At 59.8% G+C, this 18,868-nt stretch carries 17 protein-coding genes; 11 read left to right on the plus strand and 6 right to left on the minus strand.

What is annotated here, in order from left to right; all coding sequences use genetic code 11:
- Positions 1 to 73: 73 nt before the first annotated feature.
- From rsxA to AC0J6G_RS09605, 8 genes are all read left to right on the plus strand, one after another.
- Positions 74 to 658, plus strand: a complete 585-nt coding sequence (gene rsxA, locus AC0J6G_RS09570) for an electron transport complex subunit RsxA (RefSeq protein WP_475253457.1) — start codon at positions 74 to 76, stop codon at positions 656 to 658.
- Entirely contained in the window at positions 655 to 1,230 is a 576-nt protein-coding gene (gene rsxB, locus AC0J6G_RS09575) for an electron transport complex subunit RsxB (RefSeq protein WP_475253459.1), read from the plus strand. Before rsxA ends, rsxB begins: the two co-directional genes overlap by 4 nt.
- Positions 1,227 to 3,914 (plus strand): electron transport complex subunit RsxC, encoded by a 2,688-nt coding sequence (gene rsxC / locus AC0J6G_RS09580; protein ID WP_475253461.1) that lies wholly within the window; start codon positions 1,227 to 1,229, stop codon positions 3,912 to 3,914. Before rsxB ends, rsxC begins: the two co-directional genes overlap by 4 nt.
- A 39-nt stretch (positions 3,915 to 3,953) precedes the next feature.
- The gene (locus tag AC0J6G_RS09585) at positions 3,954 to 4,985 is read left to right on the plus strand and encodes an RnfABCDGE type electron transport complex subunit D (RefSeq protein ID WP_475253463.1); all 1,032 of its coding nucleotides are present in this window, start codon (positions 3,954 to 3,956) and stop codon (positions 4,983 to 4,985) included.
- A gap of 29 nt (positions 4,986 to 5,014) precedes the next feature.
- Positions 5,015 to 5,629, plus strand: coding sequence for an electron transport complex subunit RsxG (rsxG, locus tag AC0J6G_RS09590; protein WP_475253671.1), 615 nt, complete (start codon positions 5,015 to 5,017; stop codon positions 5,627 to 5,629).
- On the plus strand, positions 5,622 to 6,335 hold the full coding sequence (locus tag AC0J6G_RS09595) for an electron transport complex subunit E (protein ID WP_475253465.1): 714 nt from the start codon (positions 5,622 to 5,624) through the stop codon (positions 6,333 to 6,335). The genes rsxG and AC0J6G_RS09595 overlap by 8 nt, the downstream gene beginning before the upstream one ends.
- Positions 6,332 to 6,970, plus strand: coding sequence for an endonuclease III (gene nth, locus AC0J6G_RS09600; RefSeq protein WP_475253467.1), 639 nt, complete (start codon positions 6,332 to 6,334; stop codon positions 6,968 to 6,970). The genes AC0J6G_RS09595 and nth overlap by 4 nt, the downstream gene beginning before the upstream one ends.
- Positions 6,971 to 7,077: 107 nt before the next feature.
- Complete coding sequence (locus AC0J6G_RS09605; RefSeq protein ID WP_475253469.1) at positions 7,078 to 7,257, plus strand: PA3496 family putative envelope integrity protein; 180 nt, start codon at positions 7,078 to 7,080, stop codon at positions 7,255 to 7,257.
- Between the two features lie 85 nt (positions 7,258 to 7,342).
- Here AC0J6G_RS09605 and gloA read toward each other — a convergent pair whose 3' ends face one another.
- The 3 genes from gloA to AC0J6G_RS09620 all read right to left on the minus strand — a co-directional run bounded on the left by gloA (position 7,343) and on the right by AC0J6G_RS09620 (position 10,194).
- Complete coding sequence (gene gloA, locus AC0J6G_RS09610) at positions 7,343 to 7,735, minus strand: lactoylglutathione lyase (RefSeq protein WP_475253471.1); 393 nt, start codon at positions 7,733 to 7,735, stop codon at positions 7,343 to 7,345.
- 76 nt (positions 7,736 to 7,811) lie between these two features.
- The gene (locus AC0J6G_RS09615; protein WP_475253473.1) at positions 7,812 to 9,029 is read right to left on the minus strand and encodes an argininosuccinate synthase; all 1,218 of its coding nucleotides are present in this window, start codon (positions 9,027 to 9,029) and stop codon (positions 7,812 to 7,814) included.
- Between the two features lie 247 nt (positions 9,030 to 9,276).
- Positions 9,277 to 10,194, minus strand: coding sequence for a flagellar protein MotY (locus AC0J6G_RS09620; RefSeq protein ID WP_475253475.1), 918 nt, complete (start codon positions 10,192 to 10,194; stop codon positions 9,277 to 9,279).
- Positions 10,195 to 10,388: 194 nt separating this feature from the next.
- On the opposite strand from AC0J6G_RS09620, the gene pyrC reads away from it, so the two are divergent.
- Both pyrC and rnt read left to right on the plus strand, forming a co-directional pair.
- Complete coding sequence (pyrC, locus tag AC0J6G_RS09625) at positions 10,389 to 11,435, plus strand: dihydroorotase (RefSeq protein WP_475253477.1); 1,047 nt, start codon at positions 10,389 to 10,391, stop codon at positions 11,433 to 11,435.
- A complete protein-coding gene (gene rnt, locus AC0J6G_RS09630) occupies positions 11,432 to 12,106 on the plus strand; it encodes a ribonuclease T (RefSeq protein ID WP_475253479.1) in 675 nt (224 codons plus the stop codon). The genes pyrC and rnt overlap by 4 nt, the downstream gene beginning before the upstream one ends.
- A gap of 103 nt (positions 12,107 to 12,209) precedes the next feature.
- Here rnt and AC0J6G_RS09635 read toward each other — a convergent pair whose 3' ends face one another.
- Positions 12,210 to 17,066 carry an NAD-glutamate dehydrogenase gene (locus AC0J6G_RS09635; protein ID WP_475253481.1) on the minus strand — a complete coding sequence of 1,619 codons (4,857 nt, stop codon included), beginning with the start codon at positions 17,064 to 17,066 and terminating at the stop codon, positions 12,210 to 12,212.
- Between the two features lie 399 nt (positions 17,067 to 17,465).
- On the opposite strand from AC0J6G_RS09635, the gene AC0J6G_RS09640 reads away from it, so the two are divergent.
- Positions 17,466 to 17,981: a hypothetical protein gene (locus AC0J6G_RS09640; protein WP_475253483.1), complete on the plus strand. Its 516-nt coding sequence runs from the start codon at positions 17,466 to 17,468 to the stop codon at positions 17,979 to 17,981.
- A gap of 47 nt (positions 17,982 to 18,028) precedes the next feature.
- Here the strand turns inward: AC0J6G_RS09640 and AC0J6G_RS09645 are convergent, their stop codons facing one another.
- Positions 18,029 to 18,187, minus strand: coding sequence for a YHYH domain-containing protein (locus AC0J6G_RS09645; protein ID WP_475253485.1), 159 nt, complete (start codon positions 18,185 to 18,187; stop codon positions 18,029 to 18,031).
- 201 nt (positions 18,188 to 18,388) lie between these two features.
- Positions 18,389 to 18,868, minus strand: coding sequence for a type II toxin-antitoxin system YhaV family toxin (locus AC0J6G_RS09650; protein ID WP_475253487.1), 480 nt, complete (start codon positions 18,866 to 18,868; stop codon positions 18,389 to 18,391).

An 18,868-nucleotide genomic window follows, 5' to 3' on the forward strand; every position in this document is an offset into this window, starting at 1 on the left:
ATGGCAGGATCGGCTTACCGATAATAGCCACCCCTTTCCTGCGGCCTTTGCCCGTCCATTCACGGAACCTGCAATGACCGAACTCGCCTTGATCATGGTCAGCGCCATCCTGGTCAACAACTTCGTGTTGGTCCAGTTCCTTGGCCTGTGTCCTTTTATGGGCGTCTCGAAGAAGATCGAGACGGCTATCGGCCTGTCGCTGGCCACCACCTTCGTGCTGACCCTGGCCGCCATGTGCAGCTACCTGGTGCAGCAGTTCGTGTTGAAGCCGCTGGATATCGAATACCTGCGCACCATCAGCTTTATTCTGGTGATTGCTGTGGTGGTGCAGTTCACCGAAATGGTGGTGAACAAGACCAGCCCCCTGCTGTACCGCGTGCTGGGCATCTTCCTGCCGCTGATCACCACCAACTGCATCGTTCTGGGCGTGGCCCTGCTCAACGCCAACAAGGCCGAATTCACCTTTATCACCGCTACCGCCAACGGTTTTGCCGCCGGCCTCGGTTTCTCCCTGGTGCTGGTGCTATTTGCCGCCATGCGTGAGCGCATCGCCATCGCCGACGTGCCGAAATCCTTCCAGGGCGCGGCCATCGGCATGATCACCGCTGGGCTGATGTCCCTGGCCTTTATGGGCTTTACCGGGCTGATCAAGCTATGAGCCTGGTGCTGATCGCCGTTATCGCCCTGCTCGCCCTGTGCCTGGTAGCCGGCGCCATCCTTGGTTTCGCCGCCGTGCGCTTCAAGGTCGAGGGCAACCCGATTGCCGAGCAGATCAATGCCCTGTTGCCGCAAACCCAGTGCGGCCAATGCGGCTACCCCGGCTGCAAACCCTACGCCGAGGCAATTGCTGGCGGCGACAAGATCAACAAATGCCCGCCCGGCGGCGAAGCCACCATCCAGGCCCTGGCCGACCTGCTCGACGTTGAAGCCGAGCCGCTCGACGCTGTCGAAGGCGAAAAACCGCAGATGGTCGCCTACATTCGCGAAGCCGAGTGCATCGGCTGCACCAAATGCATCCAGGCCTGCCCGGTGGACGCCATCGTTGGCGCGGCCAAGCAAATGCATACGGTGATCGTCAGCGAGTGCACCGGCTGCGATTTGTGCGTCGAACCCTGTCCGGTGGACTGCATCGACATGATCGAAGTGGGCAGCACCGTGCAAAGCTGGAAATGGGAAAAACCCTTGGCCCCCGGCCAATTGATTGCCAGTGACCGGGAGCAAGCGGCATGAGTGCGCAGGAACGTATCTGGGATATCCCCGGCGGCATTCATCCGGCCGAGCGCAAGGAGCTGTCCAACCGCACGCCGATCCAGCCGGCGCCGCTGCCCAAGCGCCTTACGCTGCCGCTCAACCAGCATATCGGCGCGCCCGCAGAACCTGTGGTCACCGTGGGTGAGCGCGTGCTGAAAGGCCAGCTGATCGCCGCTGCCAATGGTTTTGTCAGCGTGCCCGTGCATGCGCCGACCTCTGGCACCGTGAGTTTTATCGGCTCGCAGCCTTACCCGCATGCCTCGGGCATGCTCGCCCCAGCCATCGTCATCGACAGCGATGGGCTGGATGAGTGGATCGCACTGACGCCACAGCTTGACTATCGTCACCTGGAAAGCAGCGCTCTGGTTGAGCTGATTCGCCAGGCAGGGATCAGCGGCCTGGGCGGCGCGGGCTTCCCCACCGCTGTGAAACTCAACGCGCGGCCGACGCAGAAGATCCACACGCTGATCATCAATGGCACCGAGTGCGAACCCTATATCAGCGCCGACGATCTGCTGATGCGCGAACGCGCCAACGAGATGATCAGCGGCATCGACATACTGATGCAGCTGATTCAGCCGGATCAGGTGCTGATCGGCATCGAAGACAATAAGCCCGAAGCCATCGCCGCCGTGCGCAGCGCGCTGAACGAGCGCAGCTATCAGCTCAAGGTATTCCCCACCAAATACCCGTCCGGTGGCGAAAAACAGCTGATCCAAATTCTCACCGGCGTGGAAGTGCCCAGCGGTGGTCTGCCGGCGGATATCGGCATGCTCTGCCAGAACGTTGGCACCTGCGTAGCCATCCATGACGCGGTGATGCACGGCAAACCGCTGATCTCGCGCATTACCACCCTGACCGGTGAGGCCCTGGCCCGACCGATGAACGTCGAGGTGCTGCTCGGTACCCCGGTGGGTGAATTGCTGGAGTTTGCCGGCCTCGACCGCAGCAAGTTGAACCGCCTGATCATAGGCGGCCCGATGATGGGCTTTACCCTGCCCGACTTCGCCGTCCCCGTGATCAAGACCACCAACTGCCTACTGGCCTCGACCAGCGCCGAGCTGCCGCCACCACCGCCTGCCATGCCGTGCATTCGTTGTGGTGAGTGTGCCGAAGCCTGCCCGGCCAGCCTGCTGCCGCAGCAGCTGCACTTCTTCGCCATCGGCCAGGAACACGAGCAACTCAAGGCACACAACCTGTTCGACTGCATCGAGTGCGGCGCCTGCGCCTATGTCTGCCCGTCGAGCATTCCGCTGGTGCAGTACTACCGCGCCGCCAAGGGCGAGATTCGCGACCTGGAGCAGAAGCAGCTCAAGGCCGAGCAGTCCAAGCAGCGCTTTGAGCTCCGTCAGGAACGCCTGCGCCGCGCCGAAGAACAGAAGGAAGCCGAACGCCAGGCCCGCGCTGCCAAACCAGCCCAAGCCAAGGCCGCTCAAGCCCAAGCTGCACCAGCGGCGGCTAGCAGTGATACAGCAGCGGCCAAACCGGCCGGGCTGAGTGATGAACAGAAGAAACTCAAGATCGAAGCCAGCATGGCCCAAGTCGCCCTGAAAAAAGCCGAAAAGCAGCTGGCAACCCACGCCAGTCCCGAGCTACAGGCCCAGGTCGACGAACTGCGCAGCGCTGCAGCCATCGCCCAGCAAGCGCTCGACAGCGCCATGGCCGCCAACCCGCCTGCCCCGGCTGCTGCCCCAGTTGCCGACGATGGTGCACTGAAAAAAGCCAAAATCGACGCCGCCATGCTGCGCGCCCAAGTGCGCAAGCTGGAAAAGCTCGAAGCGCCAAGCGACGAACAGCAAAGCGAACTGCAACAACTGCGCAGCCAGCTGGGAGCCGCAGAAAAGCTGCTGGCCAGCCTGGAAGCCCAGGCGCTAGCACCAATCGCCAAGCCCGCTGCCGACGATGGCGCATTGAAAAAGGCCAAGATCGACGCTGCCATGCTGCGTGCCCAAGTGCGCAAACTGGAAAAACTTGAATCACCAAGCGACGAACAACAAAGCGAACTGCAGCAACTACGCAGCCAGTTGGAAGCAGCAGAGAAGCTGCTGGCCAGCCTGGAGGCCCAGGCGCCAGCACCAGCCGCCAAACCGGCTGCCGACAATGGCGCACTGAAAAAGGCCAAGATTGACGCTGCCATGCTCCGCGCTCAGGTGCGCAAACTGGAAAAACTTGAATCACCCAGCGACGAACAACAAAGCGAACTGCAGCAGCTGCGCAGCCAGCTGGAAGCCGCCGAAAAACTGCTGGCCAGCCTGGAAGCCCAGGCACCGACCGCCCCCGCAAAAGCGCCCGATGCAGAAGCCTCCGATCCGCTGAAAAAAGCCAAGATCGAACTGGCGATGAAACGCGCCGAACTGAAAAAGGCCGAAAAATCCGGCAGCGATGAAGCCGCGCTTATCAGCCTGCGCGAGGCATTGGCAGCCGCCGAGCAAGCGCTGCACCAGGCCGAGGACGCATCCGGCAAGCCGGCACCTGAGCTGGTGCGCACCGACAAAAAACCGATTGATGAAACCACTCGTGCGTTGAAGACCGAAGTGGCCTTTGCCCGTGCGGATCTGCGCAAGCTTGAACGTGACGCCAACAGCCCAGCAGACGCCCTGACGGCTGCACGTCAACGCCTGGCCGATGCCGAACGCCAATTACAGGAGCACGCTGGCAGCTGATAACAGCCCTGCGTAGCCAACTCAACAACCGGAGTGCCAATGGCCCTGCCCCGCATCACATCGCCCCACGCCAAGGGCAGCAATCGCACCCAGCAAGTGATGCTGCAGGTGCTGCTGGCTACGGTGCCGGGGATTCTCGCCCTGACCTGGCTGTTCGGCGCCGGCACGTTGATCAACCTGCTGTGGGCCAGCGCCTGCGCACTGGGTTTTGAAGCGGCTATCCTGGCCCTGCGTAAACGCCCGGTGCTGTTCTTCCTCAAGGACTACAGCGTACTGGTCACCGCCGTGTTGCTGGCTCTGGCGTTGCCGCCCTACTCGCCTTGGTGGCTGACCCTGGTGGCCACCGGCTTTGCCGTGGTGTTCGGCAAGCAGCTGTATGGCGGCCTCGGGCAGAACCCCTTCAACCCGGCCATGCTCGGTTATGTGGTGGTGCTGATTTCCTTCCCGGTGGAGATGACCAGCTGGCCAGCGCCGCATACGGTCGGCCTGCTTGAGGGGCTGCAACAAATTCTCGGCATCGCCAACCTGCCTGACGGCTGGGCCCAGGCCACTGCGCTGGACGCACTGAAGGTCAATAAGAGCCTGACTGTGGATGAGCTGTGGGCGCAGAACCCGGCGTTCGGCTACCTCGGCGGCGCCGCCACCGAGGCGGTCAATCTGGCCTTTCTCGCTGGCGGCCTGTACCTGCTGCACAAGCGTCTGATCACCTGGCATGCGCCAGTGGGCATGCTCGCGGGCCTGGCCGTGATGAGCCTGCTGTTCTGGAACGGCTCAGGCTCGGACTCTAACGGCTCGCCGCTGTTTCATCTGCTGACCGGCGCGACCATGCTCGGCGCCTTTTTTATCGTCACCGACCCGGTCAGCGGCGCCACCAGCAACCTCGGCCGGCTGATTTTCGGCATAGGCGTTGGCGTGTTGATCTATGTGATCCGCGCCTTGGGCGGCTACCCGGATGGTGTGGCGTTCGCCGTGCTGCTGATGAACCTGGCAGCCCCGACCATCGACTATTACACGCGGCCGCGCACCTACGGCCACCGCAAGCCGACACGCGGCTTCAAGTTGGGAGAGTAACCGTGGCCCTGCCTGAAATTAGCCGCTCGATGCTGAAGAACGCCCTAGTGCTCGGGCTGTTTGCCATCGCCACTGTGGGCCTGGTGGCCGTGCTGCAACAAGCCACTGCCGGGCGCATCGCCAACGCCGAGCGCGAAGCCCAAGTGCGCGCCCTGAGCGAAATCCTGCCCCAGGGTAGCTACGACAACCACTTGCTGGATAACAGCATCCAGCTGCACGACCCGCTGCTCGGCAGCAAGTCGCCACAGACTGCCTATATCGCCCTGAAAGACGGCAAACCCAGCGCGGTGATCCTGCGCGCCACCGCGCCGGACGGTTACAGCGGTGCGATCCATTTGCTGATCGGCATCCACGCAGATGGTCGCCTGGCCGGCGTGCGTGTACTAGGCCATCGGGAAACCCCCGGCCTGGGCGACAAGATCGAGCTGGCCAAGAGTGCATGGATTCGTAGCTTCGACGGCAAGTCATTGAGCAACCCCAACGAAGACGGCTGGGCCGTGAAGAAAGATCGCGGTGAGTTCGACCAGTTCGCCGGCGCCACCATCACCCCGCGCGCGGTGGTCAAAGCCGTGCATAAGGCCCTGCAGTATTTCGATGCCAATCAAGAGCAGCTGTTCGCAGCCCAGGTGAAGTCCAATGGCTAGTCCCAGCTACCGCGAAATCACCCTTAACGGCCTGTGGAAGAACAACCCGGCGCTGGTGCAGCTGCTCGGCCTTTGTCCGCTGCTCGGGGTGAGCAACTCGGCGGTCAACGCCCTCGGCCTGGCGCTGGCCAGCGCCGTGGTGCTGGTGTGCTCCAACACCGCAGTTTCGCTGGTGCGCGGCGTGGTCAACACCGCAGTGCGCCTACCGGCCTTTGTGATGATCATCGCCGCCCTGACCACCTGCATCGAACTGCTGATGCAAGCCTTCACCTACGAGCTGTACCAGATTCTCGGCATCTTTATCCCGTTGATCACCACCAACTGCGTAATCCTCGGCCGCGCCGATGGCTTCGCGGCGAAGAACGACCCGGCCCGCGCCGCCTATGATGGCCTGATGATGGGCCTGGGCTTTGGCGTGGTGCTGGTGATGATCGGCGCCCTACGCGAGCTGTTCGGCACCGGTGCGGTGTTCGCCAATATGCACCTGCTGTTCGGGCCTATCGCCGCCAACTGGCAGCTGACGCTGATCCCCGAGTACAAGGGCTTCCTGCTGGCCATCCTACCGCCGGGCGCATTTATCGTGCTGGGCTTGCTGATCGCCTGCAAAAACCGTGTGGACGAGGTGCTAGCTGAGCGAGCCAAAGCGCAGCAGGTCGATACCCCGGTGCAAAGCCGCCGCGTGCGGGTGACCGGAGTGATAGAGTGAACGCCGCCAAGCGCTACGAAATCTTCCGCCGCCTGCATGAAGACAACCCCGAGCCGAAAACCGAGCTGGCCTACAGCACGCCCTTCGAGCTGCTGGTCGCGGTCACCCTGTCCGCTCAGGCCACCGACGTCAGCGTCAACAAGGCCACCGCCAAACTGTTCCCGGTGGCCAATACGCCCGAGGCGATTTACGCCTTGGGTATCGAGGGGTTGAGCCAATACATCAAGACCATCGGCCTGTACAACAGCAAGGCAAAGAACGTTATCGAAGCCTGTCGCATCCTGATCGAGAAGCATGGCAGCCAGGTGCCGGACAACCGCGAAGACCTCGAAGCGCTGCCTGGGGTTGGGCGCAAGACCGCCAACGTGGTGCTCAACACCGCGTTCCGCCAGCTGGCCATGGCGGTAGATACACATATATTCCGGGTCAGCAACCGTACCGGCATCGCCCCTGGCAAGAATGTGCTGGAGGTGGAAAAGAAGCTGATGAAGTTTGTGCCCAAAGAATTTCTCCTCGACTCACACCACTGGCTGATCCTGCATGGCCGCTACGTGTGCCAAGCGCGTAAGCCGCGCTGTGGCAGCTGCCGCATCGAAGATCTGTGCGAATACAAACAGAAAACCTCCGACGATTGAGCCGCTATTCAGCCGCTCAATCGGCTGATTGAAAAAATCTTTTTTACCCGCCCAGGTTTTGCCGTTATAAGGTGCGCAAATGGCCTTAGTCGCCTGGAGTTGAATTGATGAGCACTGATAAAGAAGAACTTGAGCTCGACGAAGATTTTGTTGCCGAAGAAGCGGATGACGCTGAAGTCCCGGTAGAGGTTGCTAAAACCAACCTGACCAAGCGCCGTATTATCGACAACTTCCTCGAGGAACGCCGTTTGCACAAGCAATTGGCCGAATACGACTTCGACCTTTAGGCACGCTAACAACAAAAAGCCCCGCTAGATTGCGGGGCTTTTTGTTACTCACCGGCCGTGACGAACATCTTGCCTGGCACTGGCTTCAATCAGCACGCGAAGGCGAAAGCAGCTCAATTTTGTAGCCATCCGGGTCCTCAACAAAGGCCAGGATACTGCTGCCATGCTGCATCGGACCCGGCTCGCGGGTGATCTTGCCGCCGCGGGTGCGAATATCCTCACAGGCCTTGTACACATCAGCCACTTCCAGGGCGATATGGCCGTAACCCGTGCCCAGCTCATAGCTCTCCACGCCCCAGTTATGGGTCAGCTCGATCACGCTGTTGTGCGCTTCATCGCCATAGCCGACAAATGCCAGGGTGAACTTACCGTCTGGATAGTCCTTACGGCGTAACAGGGTCATGCCGAGTACTTCGGTGTAGAACGCGATGGATTTATCCATATCGCCGACGCGCAGCATGGTATGCAGCAGTCTCATCAGGTATCTCCTCATCGTATAAATGCAAACCCCGGCTTATGGCCGGGGCTTGATATGGCTCAGGTGTTCAAGTCTATCAGAGCATCTTGCGCCCTTTGCCCGCAGCGATGCGCATGCGCAGTGCATTGAGCTTGATAAAGCCACCCGCGTCAGCCTGGTTGTACGCGCCGCCATCTTCTTCGAAGGTCGCGATATTGGCGTCGAACAGCGAATCATCGGACTTACGGCCGGTGATGATGACGTTGCCTTTGTACAGCTTCATGCGCACCACGCCGTTCACGTTGGCCTGGGAAGCGTCGATCATCTGCTGCAACATCAGACGCTCAGGGCTCCACCAGAAACCGTTGTAAATCAGGCTGGCGTATTTCGGCATCAGCTCGTCTTTCAGGTGAGCGACTTCGCGGTCCAGCGTGATCGACTCAATGGCGCGGTGGCCTTTGAGCATGATGGTGCCGCCCGGGGTTTCGTAGCAGCCACGGGACTTCATGCCGACAAAACGGTTTTCGACGATATCCAGACGGCCGATACCGTTTTCACCGCCGATGCGGTTGAGTTCAGCCAGTACGGTGGCGGGGCTCATGTCCTTGCCGTCGATGGCAACGATGTCGCCCTTGCGGTAAGTCAGCTCGATATAGGTCGGTGCATCTGGCGCGGCCTCAGGGGAGACAGTCCATTTCCACATGTCTTCTTCGTGCTCGGTCCAGGTGTCTTCCAGCACGCCGCCTTCATAGGAGATGTGCAGCAGGTTGGCATCCATGGAGTACGGCGACTTCTTCTTGCCGTGACGCTCGATTGGGATGGCGTGCTTCTCGGCGTAATCCATCAGCTTCTCACGCGAGAGCAGGTCCCACTCACGCCATGGGGCGATGACTTTAACGCCGGGCTTGAGCGCGTAGGCACCCAGCTCGAAACGCACCTGATCGTTACCCTTGCCGGTCGCGCCGTGGGAAATAGCGTCGGCGCCAGTTTCGTTGGCGATTTCGATCAAACGCTTAGCGATCAGCGGGCGAGCGATGGACGTGCCCAGCAGGTACTCGCCTTCGTAGACGGTGTTGGCGCGGAACATTGGGTAGACGAAATCGCGGACGAACTCTTCACGCAGGTCGTCGATATAGATTTCCTTGACGCCCATGGACTGTGCCTTGGCGCGTGCCGGCTCGACTTCCTCACCTTGGCCGAGGTCAGCGGTGAAGGTCACCACTTCGCAGTTATAGGTGTCTTGCAGCCACTTGAGGATCACGGAAGTGTCCAGGCCACCGGAATATGCCAGGACTACCTTGTTTACGTCGGCCATGCCATCAACTCCACGGGGTTGTGCGGGAAAACCGACGATTCTACTGCCCATGCCGCCTGATTTACAGAGGCGCGACAGCTTGTGACGAACAAGCGACGGATAATTGTTCGACAACAGGCGAATCGTAGCCGCTAGCAGGTCGTTAAAAATGCAAACGAAGCGGGCAGGACAGGCCAGTAATGGGCGGTAAAGTGGCGTCTACTCGTTTTAAATGAGCCTTGACGCCAACGCAGGCAGCTCCGGCTGGCTAGGAGGTCGCCGCAGGATCAGCCGCAGCAGGCGCTGGAGCAGAGGCCGGCGGCACTGCCGCTTCAGGTACCCGATCAAGAACAAGGGTTACCCGGCGGTTCTTCGCTCGGTTGGATTCATTGGTATTGGGTGCCAGCGGATAGCGCTCGCCGTGAAAGCGCATGGTGATCTGCTCAGCCGGAATGCCACTCGCCTTGAGGTATTCCATCACAGCCAGGGCACGGCGGCGCGACAGATCACGATTAGTCAGACGATTGCCACTGTTGTCAGCATGCCCATCGAGCTGGATGCGGTTAACGCTGGGGTCGGCCTTAAGAAAGCTCAGGATGATATCCAGCTTGGCCTGAGCCAGCGGCTCCAGCGCGACACCGCCCCCCGGAAAGCCCACCTGGCTTTTGCGCACCTGATCAAAGTTCACGGGCAGTAGCTTGGCCGTGCAAGCCAGGTAGTCGTTGTAGGCCTTGTTGAATTTGGCCGGCAGCAAACGCACTTCAACCGCATCACCGCCCATTGCCGCACGGTGGCGTACCACGGGGCTGCGCCCTTCAAGCAGCCCGGTGAGTAAACGCACGCCTTGCTCTTGGGAACTGTTGAACAGCACCTCGGCGGGTAGCACGTTGACCGAACCCAAGTTGATATCGCCCCGCCCAGGCTGCCAGGGCGCAGCGGCCGCCAGCAAAGTTGCGTTGCCAGCGCCTAGCCAGCGTTCGCGAGCTTTCAGGCTAAAGGTGACCTGCTCGCCAGCCCGGCGCACGAATACTCCGTGGCCAAAGTCGGTGACGGGCTGCGACAGACGGCACTCGAACTGATCACCGTCGACCTGCCACTCAATTTTCTCTAGGCGGGTCTGGAAGCTGATCGCAAGGACGGGCTGGCTGGCCAGCAGGCAAAGCACTGCGAGTGAATAGGGTCGCACAACAGGCTCCAGGGAATACGGCTTACCCTGTGTCTATCGGTGCACTGGCGGAAAACTTGAGCAGCGCTTTAGCGCGCCTAAGCAGCGAACCGCGACCTTGCATCTACCTTTGTCCGCTACGCCTGCTTTCAACGTGCTGCCACGGGGCTTTTCCGGTAGCATTCTCGCCACGTTTTGCCCGCCTGGAAGCTTCCATGACTGACCGCCTTACCCTGCTGCGTCCCGACGACTGGCACATCCACCTGCGCGATGGTGGCGTTCTACCCCATACCGTCGCCGATGTAGCCCGCACCTTTGGCCGCGCCATCATCATGCCCAACCTGGTGCCGCCCGTGCGCAACGCCAGCGAAGCCGATGCCTACCGCCAGCGCATTCTCAGCGCGCGTCCCGCCGGTAGCCGCTTCGAACCACTGATGGTGCTGTACCTCACCGACCTCACCCAACCTGACGATGTACGCACAGCTAAGGCTTCGGGCTTTGTGCATGCAGCCAAGCTCTACCCGGCTGGCGCGACCACCAACTCTGATTCTGGCGTGACCAGCATCGACAAGATTTTCCCGGTGCTGGAGGCCATGGCCGACGTCGGTATGCCGCTGCTGGTACACGGCGAAGTGACACGCAGCGAGATCGATATATTCGACCGCGAAAAAATCTTTATCGGTGAGCACCTGAGCCGTGTGGTCGAGCGCTTCCCGAGCCTAAAAGTAGTGTTCGAACACATCACCACCCGTGATGCGGTGGAGTTCGTGCAGGGTGCTTCGGCCAACGTCGGCGCGACCATCACCGCCCATCACCTGTTGTACAACCGCAACCATATGCTGGTTGGCGGTATTCGTCCGCACCTCTTTTGCTTACCGGTTCTCAAGCGCAGCACCCACCAGGACGCGCTGTTGGATGCGGCCACCAGCGGTAACGCCAAGTTCTTCCTCGGCACCGACTCAGCGCCGCACGCCAAGCACGCCAAGGAAGCCGCCTGCGGCTGCGCCGGTTGCTACAGCGCCTATGCCGCCATTGAGCTGTATGCCGAAGCCTTCGAGCAACGTGATGCCCTGGACAAGCTGGAAGCCTTTGCCAGCTTGAACGGCCCAGATTTCTACGGCCTGCCGCGCAACAGCGACAGCATCACGTTGGTGCGTGAAGACTGGACCGCACCTGCCAGCTTGCCATTGGGCGAGCAAACCGTTATTCCGCTGCGCGCCGGTGAAACCCTGCGCTGGCGCCTGCTGGAGAGCCAAGCGTGAGTGAAGACTTGTACGACGACGAGCCGGAAAACACTGGCCATTCAGGCCCGCGCCATCCAATGGCCGCGCGCTTTCGTGGCTATCTGCCGGTAGTCGTGGACGTAGAAACCGGTGGTTTCAACTGTGCCACCGATGCCCTGCTGGAAATCGCCGCCACCACCATCGGCATGGACGAGGGCGGCTTCCTTTATCCAGAGCACACCCAGTTCTTCCGTGTTGAGCCCTTCGCTGGCGCCAATATTGAGCAGGCAGCACTGGACTTCACCGGGATCAAACTGGATCATCCGCTGCGTATGGCCGTAAGCGAAGAGCACGCCCTGACGGAGATTTTCCGTAGCCTGCGTAAGTCGCTCAAAGCCAACAGCTGCAAGCGGGCGATTCTGGTCGGGCATAACAGCAGCTTCGACCTGGGCTTCCTCAACGCGGCAGTAGCGCGTACCGGCATCAAGCGTAATCCGTTCCACCCGTTCTCCAGCTTCGACACTGCCACCCTGGCTGGCCTTGCCTATGGCCAGACCGTATTGGCCAAGGCCTGCCAAGCGGCTGGCATTGATTTCGACGGTAAGGAAGCACACTCAGCCCGCTACGACACTGAGAAAACCGCCGAGCTGTATTGCGGCATCGTCAATCGCTGGAAAGAGATGGGCGGCTGGATGGATTTCGACGACTGATAGCCTCGGTCGCAGCATAACCATCGCACATAAAAAAGCCCCGCACTTGGCGGGGCTTTTTATTGGGTCAGGAACAGCGCAGGCCAGGCCTGCGCTGCTTGTATCAGGCGCTTTGCGCCAGATCCATCAACTCACGGTTAGCCACAGCGTACATGGCGTAATCGGTGTTGGTGGCGGCACGCAACTCGCCCAGCATGACCTTCCAGCGATCCACCAGACGGCGATGCTGATCCAGCCACACGCCGACGCGCTCTTCGATATCCGCCGGGCCTTCAGCCATTTGCAGGACCGACACGGTGATGGCGCGCTGCTGCCAATCCAGGTCATCGCGGAACGCTTCACGGGCCAGCGCTTGCCAGTTGTTTTCCACCGGCAGGCTGGTGATCTGCTGCAAGTACCACGACAGCTCCAGCGAGCCACCAATGGCGAAGTACACAGCCGCGACACGGTCAGGCACCTGCCCGGTCACGTCCGACGCCTCGATGATCGGCAGCAAGGTGTACAGATGGCTGGTACCGGCGACCACACGCGCCAGCTCTTCCGGCACGCCGGCTTCGACATAACCCTGGAAACGTGCCAGCCACTGTTCACGGGCCGGGCCTTCGAGCAGTTCGTCGAGACGGCCAACCAGCGCTTCGATGCGCGGTGCGAAATGCGCCACATCGCGGGCTGCATCCAGCTCGTTACGGCGGCTGCGCAGGAACCAGCGGGTGGCCCGACGGCCCAGTCGCATCAGTTCATCCATCAATTGCAGCTGCAGCTCAGCGGGGACTTTGGAGTCCAGCAACTCGATCTGCTGCCACCAATGCGGCAAGCGGAACAGGTCGCGCACAATCACATAAGCGCCTGCGACATTCGCCGCGCTCATGCCCGTGGACTCCTTCATCCGCTGCACAAAGGTAATACCCATGTGGTTGACCAGATCGTTGGCAATCTGCGTACTGACAATTTCACGCTTGAGGCGATGACGCCGCATCGACTCGCCAAACTTTTCTGCCAACAGCGGCGGAAACGCGGTTTCCATTTCCCGCGCCAGGTACTCATCGTCCGGCACCTGAGATTTGAGCAGCGACTCCTTGAGGTCGATCTTGCTGTAGGAAATCAGCACCGACAGCTCCGGCCGAGTTAGGCCCAAACCATTGGCAGCGCGCTCGTTGAGCTCGTCATCAGTGGGCAGGAACTCCAGGCCGCGGTCCAGCTTGCCGGCCGCTTCCAGGGCGCTCATCAGGCGTTTGTACTCACCCACCCGCTCGCGGGCGCGGCGCTCGGCCAGCGACAACGCCTGGGTCTGCTTGTAGTTGTTGCCCAGCACCAGACCGCCTACTGCATCAGTCATTTCCACCAGCAGCTTGTTGCGCTGCTTGCCGGTCATGTCGCCGGCACCGACGATTTCGCCGAGCAGGATCTTGATGTTTACCTCATGGTCGGAGCAGTCCACCCCACCGGCGTTGTCGATAAAGTCGGTGTTGCTCTTACCGCCATTGAGACCGTACTCGACGCGGCCCAATTGGGTCATGCCGAGGTTACCGCCCTCACCCACCACCTTGGCGCGCAGTTCGCGGCCATCCACGCGCAGCAGGTCGTTGGCCTTGTCGCCAACATCGGCGTGGCTTTCCTTGCTGGATTTCACGTAGGTGCCGATACCGCCGTTCCACAGCAGATCCACCGGTGCTTTGAGCAAGGCATTCAACAGTTCAGTCGGCGCCAATTTGTCAGCGCTGATGTCGAAGCGCTCTTTCATTTGCGCACTGATGGCGATGCTCTTGGCGCTGCGCAGGAAGATGCCGCCGCCAGCCGAAATCAGCTTGGCGTCGTAATCGGCCCAGCTGGAGCGCGGCAGGTCAAACAGTCGCTGACGCTCAACAAAACTTTTGGCAGCATCCGGGTTGGGATCGATAAAGATATGCATGTGGTTAAAGGCCGCGACCAGTTGCAAGCTTTCCGAGAGCAGCAGGCCGTTACCGAACACGTCGCCGGCCATATCGCCGATGCCAATCACGGTGACGTTGTCTTTTTGCACATCAATGCCGCATTCGCGGAAGTGACGCTGCACTGACACCCAAGCGCCTTTGGCGGTAATGCCCATGCCTTTGTGGTCGTAACCGGCCGAGCCGCCCGAGGCGAAGGCGTCGTCCAGCCAGAAGCCGTATTCAGCCGCAATGCCGTTGGCAATGTCTGAGAAGGTCGCCGTGCCTTTGTCAGCCGCCACCACTAGATACGGATCGTCGCCATCGTGACGTACCACGTTCTGCGGCGGAACCACGGCCCCTTCATTGAGGTTATCGGTGATATCCAGCAGGCCGCTGATAAAGATGCGGTAGCAGGCAATGCCCTCGGCCAATACCTCATCACGGCTGCCGCCCAGCGGCAGACGCCGTGGGATAAAACCACCCTTGGCGCCCATCGGCACGATGACCGCGTTCTTCACCTGCTGCGCCTTGACCAGGCCCAGCACCTCGGTGCGGAAGTCTTCCTCGCGGTCAGACCAACGCAGGCCGCCACGGGCCACGTCGCCAAAGCGCAGGTGCACGCCTTCAACACGCGGCGAATAAACGAAGATTTCAAACTTCGGTGTCGGCCGTGGAATCTCCGGAATCGCCCGTGGGTTGAGCTTGAAGCTGAAGTAGCTCTTCGGCGCACCGCTGGCATCGTTCTGGTAGAAGTTGGTACGCAGGGTGGCTTTGATCAGGTCCAGGTAGCGACGCAGGATGCGGTCTTCGTTGAGCACCGCAACGTTGTCCAGCGCAGCGAGAATCGCCTGCTCAAGCTTCTGCTGCTTATCTTCCAAATCATCGGCGGTGAGCTTGCGCGCCAGGTAGAAACGCGTTTTGAACAGGCGTACCAGTTCCTTGGCGATGTCGGCATGGTTGACCAGGGTGCTGGCGATGTAGCTGAGGTCAAAGCCCAGACGAATCTGCTTGAGGTAGCGGGCATAGGCACGCAGCAGCGCCACGTCACGCCATGGCATAGCCGCCATCAACACCAGACGGTTGAAGCCGTCGTTCTCCGCCGCGCCGCCGACGGTGTTAACGAAGGCATCCTGCAGGGTGTCGTTGAGTTGCTGGATGTCGACATCCAGACCTTCGGCATAGGTGAAGGCGAAGTCATGAATCCAGAACTCACGACCATCGGCGCGGCGCAGTTTGTAGGGAAACTCGCCGAGTACACGCAAGCCGAGGTTTTCCAGAATCGGCAGTACGTCTGACAGCGGCAGCGGCGTGTCAGCGTGGTACAGCTTGCAGTGCAACTGCGGCTCGCCCTGGGTCAGCGGCTGGTAGAAGCTCATCACCAACTGACGGTCGTTATTCAGGCTGAGCAGGTGCTGCATGTCCACCACTGCCGAGTGCGGGGCAAAACGCTCGCGGTAACCGGCCGGGAAGCCGCTGGGGAATTCGCTGAGCACTTCGGTGCCCTGGGCTTCGCCGAGGCTTTCGACGATCAGGCTGGTGTAATCGTCCTTCCACGAACGGCAAGCCTGGATCACTTCTTTTTCCAGGCGCACCGGGTCGATCTGTACGCGGTTTTTCGGGTCGACCTTGAGGATAAACTGCACCCGCGCCAGCACCGACTCGGAAAAGAAAGTCCAGAACTCGCAATCGGTGGCCTGCAAGCGCTCCATCAGCACCTGCTGGATTTTCATGCGGGTTTCGGTGGAGTAAACATCGCGCGGCACATAGGCCAAGCAGTAGCAGAAACGGCCATAAGGGTCGCGGCGCAGGAACACGCGAATCTTGTTGCGCTCCTGAATCTGCACAATCGCCATGGTGGTGCTGAACAACTCATCCACCGAGGTCTGGAATAAGTCGTCACGGGGCAACACTTCCAGCACCTGAGCCAGTTCTTTACCCAGGTGCGCGCTGCTGTCAAAGCCAGAACGGCGTTCAATTTCATCGACCTTGCGGCGGATATAGGGGATGTTCCACACGCTCTCGGCGTACACCGACGAGGTGTAGAGCCCCATAAAGCGGCATTCCTTGATGACCTTGCCACTGCTGTCCAGCTCACGAATCGACACCAGGTCCGGATAAGCCGGACGATGCACCCGGCTCGGTACCGCCGCCTTGGCAAACGACAGCAACTGCGCTTCACGCAGGTAGCTGACGGCCTCCGGCTCGATGTGCGTGTCTTCGGCCTTTAGCCCCGTGCGCAGACGCTTGGACAAACCCAGCAGGGATTTTTCGTCATAAACAAGACTGCCGCCGTCGGCACTGTCAGCCACGGTGAATTCTTCATAGCCGAGGAAGGTAAAGTGGTCATCGAGCAACCAACTCATGAACACCTTGACCTCTTCCAGCTCGGCGCCTTCAACCTTGAGCCCGGCTTGACCTGGCTTGACCTTGTCCAACCAGGCGCGCAGCTCCTTGGCCTTGGCTTTCATCGGCTGGAAGTCGGCCACACTCAGGCGCACATCGCCGAAGACTTCCTGCAGGGCTTTTTCCAGAGCCTTCAGTTCGCCGACGTTAGAACAGCGATCGATCTCCAGAAACATCAGAGCTTCTTGCTGTACATCAGCGCCCTGGGCGCCCTTGGGCAGAATGTCCTGCAGCTCACCGCTCTTGTTGCGGCGCACGCTGAATACGCTGTTTTGCAGGGTGTGGATGCTGTAACCACGGCGGTTGAGCTCCATGCGCACGGAGTCAACCAAGAACGGGATGTCGCTGTGCAGAATTTCTACGGCCGTGTGGGTGGACTGCCAACCGTGCTTTTCATAATCAGGGTTAAAAACCCGCACTTCGGGCTTGCTCGCGGCAAACCGTTCCAACAGCCGCCAGGACGACAGGGTGCAGCCAACCAAGTCAGAGAGGCGACGCTGGGTCAGCTCCTCAAGGGCGATAATGCCGAAGAATTGCTCGGCGAACAGGGCTACTTGTGGCAGTGCCTGTTCGCTAACGTGCTGCGCCAGTGCCGTTTGCAGATGATGCTGAAAATCGGCTTTGCTGGCCGCCGTAAAGAACGCCATGGGTGTACTCCATTTGGCTTGTGATTCGACTAGGGGCAGCCGCGAAAAGGACCTTCGCCACAACCTTGTTGTTCAACGTTAGTCTAGGAGGCCGCGATTGCATTAAAGTGGCCGCCACATAACTCAGGCGAGATTCAAGACTCGCCGGTCACATTCATCGAGTGAGCTTAACGATGGAACACCGTGAAGCGCTTATCGCGCTGCGACATTTTCTTTCTAGATTAGGGGGTATTTAGGGGTAAGTGCCTAAACGTGTTTGCTGGGCTGGAGAGGCATCTGGCAAACATGGACACCCCTTAAAACCCATTAATTGGTACAGGAATTGGTACAGGAATCTGTGAGAGATAAGCCGTCTGGCGTTGCTGTTATCTTTGCCCGACAAATCAGAAAGGAGTCTGTATGCGTACACACTATGACAACCTGCGTACCAGTGAGAAGGCTGGCAGTATTGAGCGGGAGCGCAGCTTATTGAGGTCGGTAGCTTTTGTCGGAATACTGCTTGGCCTGTCTGGCGCAGCCAATGCGCAGATCTTCAAGTGCGTGAAGCCAGATGGCGCCATGGAGTTTTCTTCGATCCCTTGCAACGCTGACGAGGGGGATGCAAGCCTGGCGGTCAAGCGACAGTCTCAGCCTAATGAGATAGACAGGCTAGAGTCGGAGGTGGCGCACCTGAGGAATCAGGCTTCAACCAATATAATGGGCCAACCAAAACCAAAAGCAGAAAAAACAAAGGTTAGCGTTATCAAGGACAGCGGCAGGTCCGTGACAAGAGACGAAATACTGCGATCGCGCATGGCACAACGAGAAGCAATGCGAGGCGATTCCAACAAGACGCCTGGCATAACCGTCATTAAAGACAGCTCCGCACCGGTAACCACTAACGAATTACTGCGATCCAAGCACGGTCTTAAATAGCTGAGTATCGCTGCCGGGCCAAGCGCCGGCAGCGATCAACCTGCTGGTTAATGACAGTGGTAGTCGCCAGTTTTGTGGTTACGGTGGCAGCCTTTAGAGTCAGTGCCACCACCGTGTGCAAAAGCCGATGAGGCTGCTAGAGCGATCAAGGTGGCCATTAAAGCGGCTGATAGTCTTTTCATTTTGTCGATCCATTGACGCGCCATAAGTAGCGCACACCGAATTTAGCTTCTGACCACACATGACGCAATGGCGTTTGGCCAGCTGCGCAGATCTAAAGAACCAGATGACAGGGCTGGGCAACCAGAGTTTGCTGCTCAAGCAGATGCGGGCGTCAGGTTTGCGAGCTTAACTAGCCCTCGCGCAGCGCGTCTAAGGGCGATAGGCGTTTCGGTGCCTATTCTTTGCTAGGACGCTGGCAGAGCCTTGGCCGCATCGAGCAGCTCGATGTATGAGCCTGGCATTTTTCCAGAGCGCAGCATGGCTTGGAAAACGACATATACGTCACTGCGGCTGCCAGATTTGCGCAGCGTGGCCCGATCATTCAGCCATGCGTAGATGATTGTCTGTGGTGCACTGGATCTAAACTGGAAGAACAGGCGATACCTGTTCGGCAGTCCTTTCTTAACCCGGCGCCAGTGTCGATGGTCTTTCCCCAGCGTATTGCCCTGCACAAACCTGTCAGCGCCTGGGTTTATCGGCACGACCATCTCGACTTGCTCTTGCACGCACTCAAACAGCTTGTAGTTTGGGTGGTGATGAAACTCGTGCGGGTCAGACTCCATCAAAGACTCAACATCCTCAATGAGCGCTGTTAGGCGGGCAATAAAAAACGGGTGGCCGTAAAGTGCCCACCCGTTCGATACTCTGATTTCGCTATCGGTCAA

Source organism: Pseudomonas sp. TS_SC_3 (assembly GCF_056156225.1).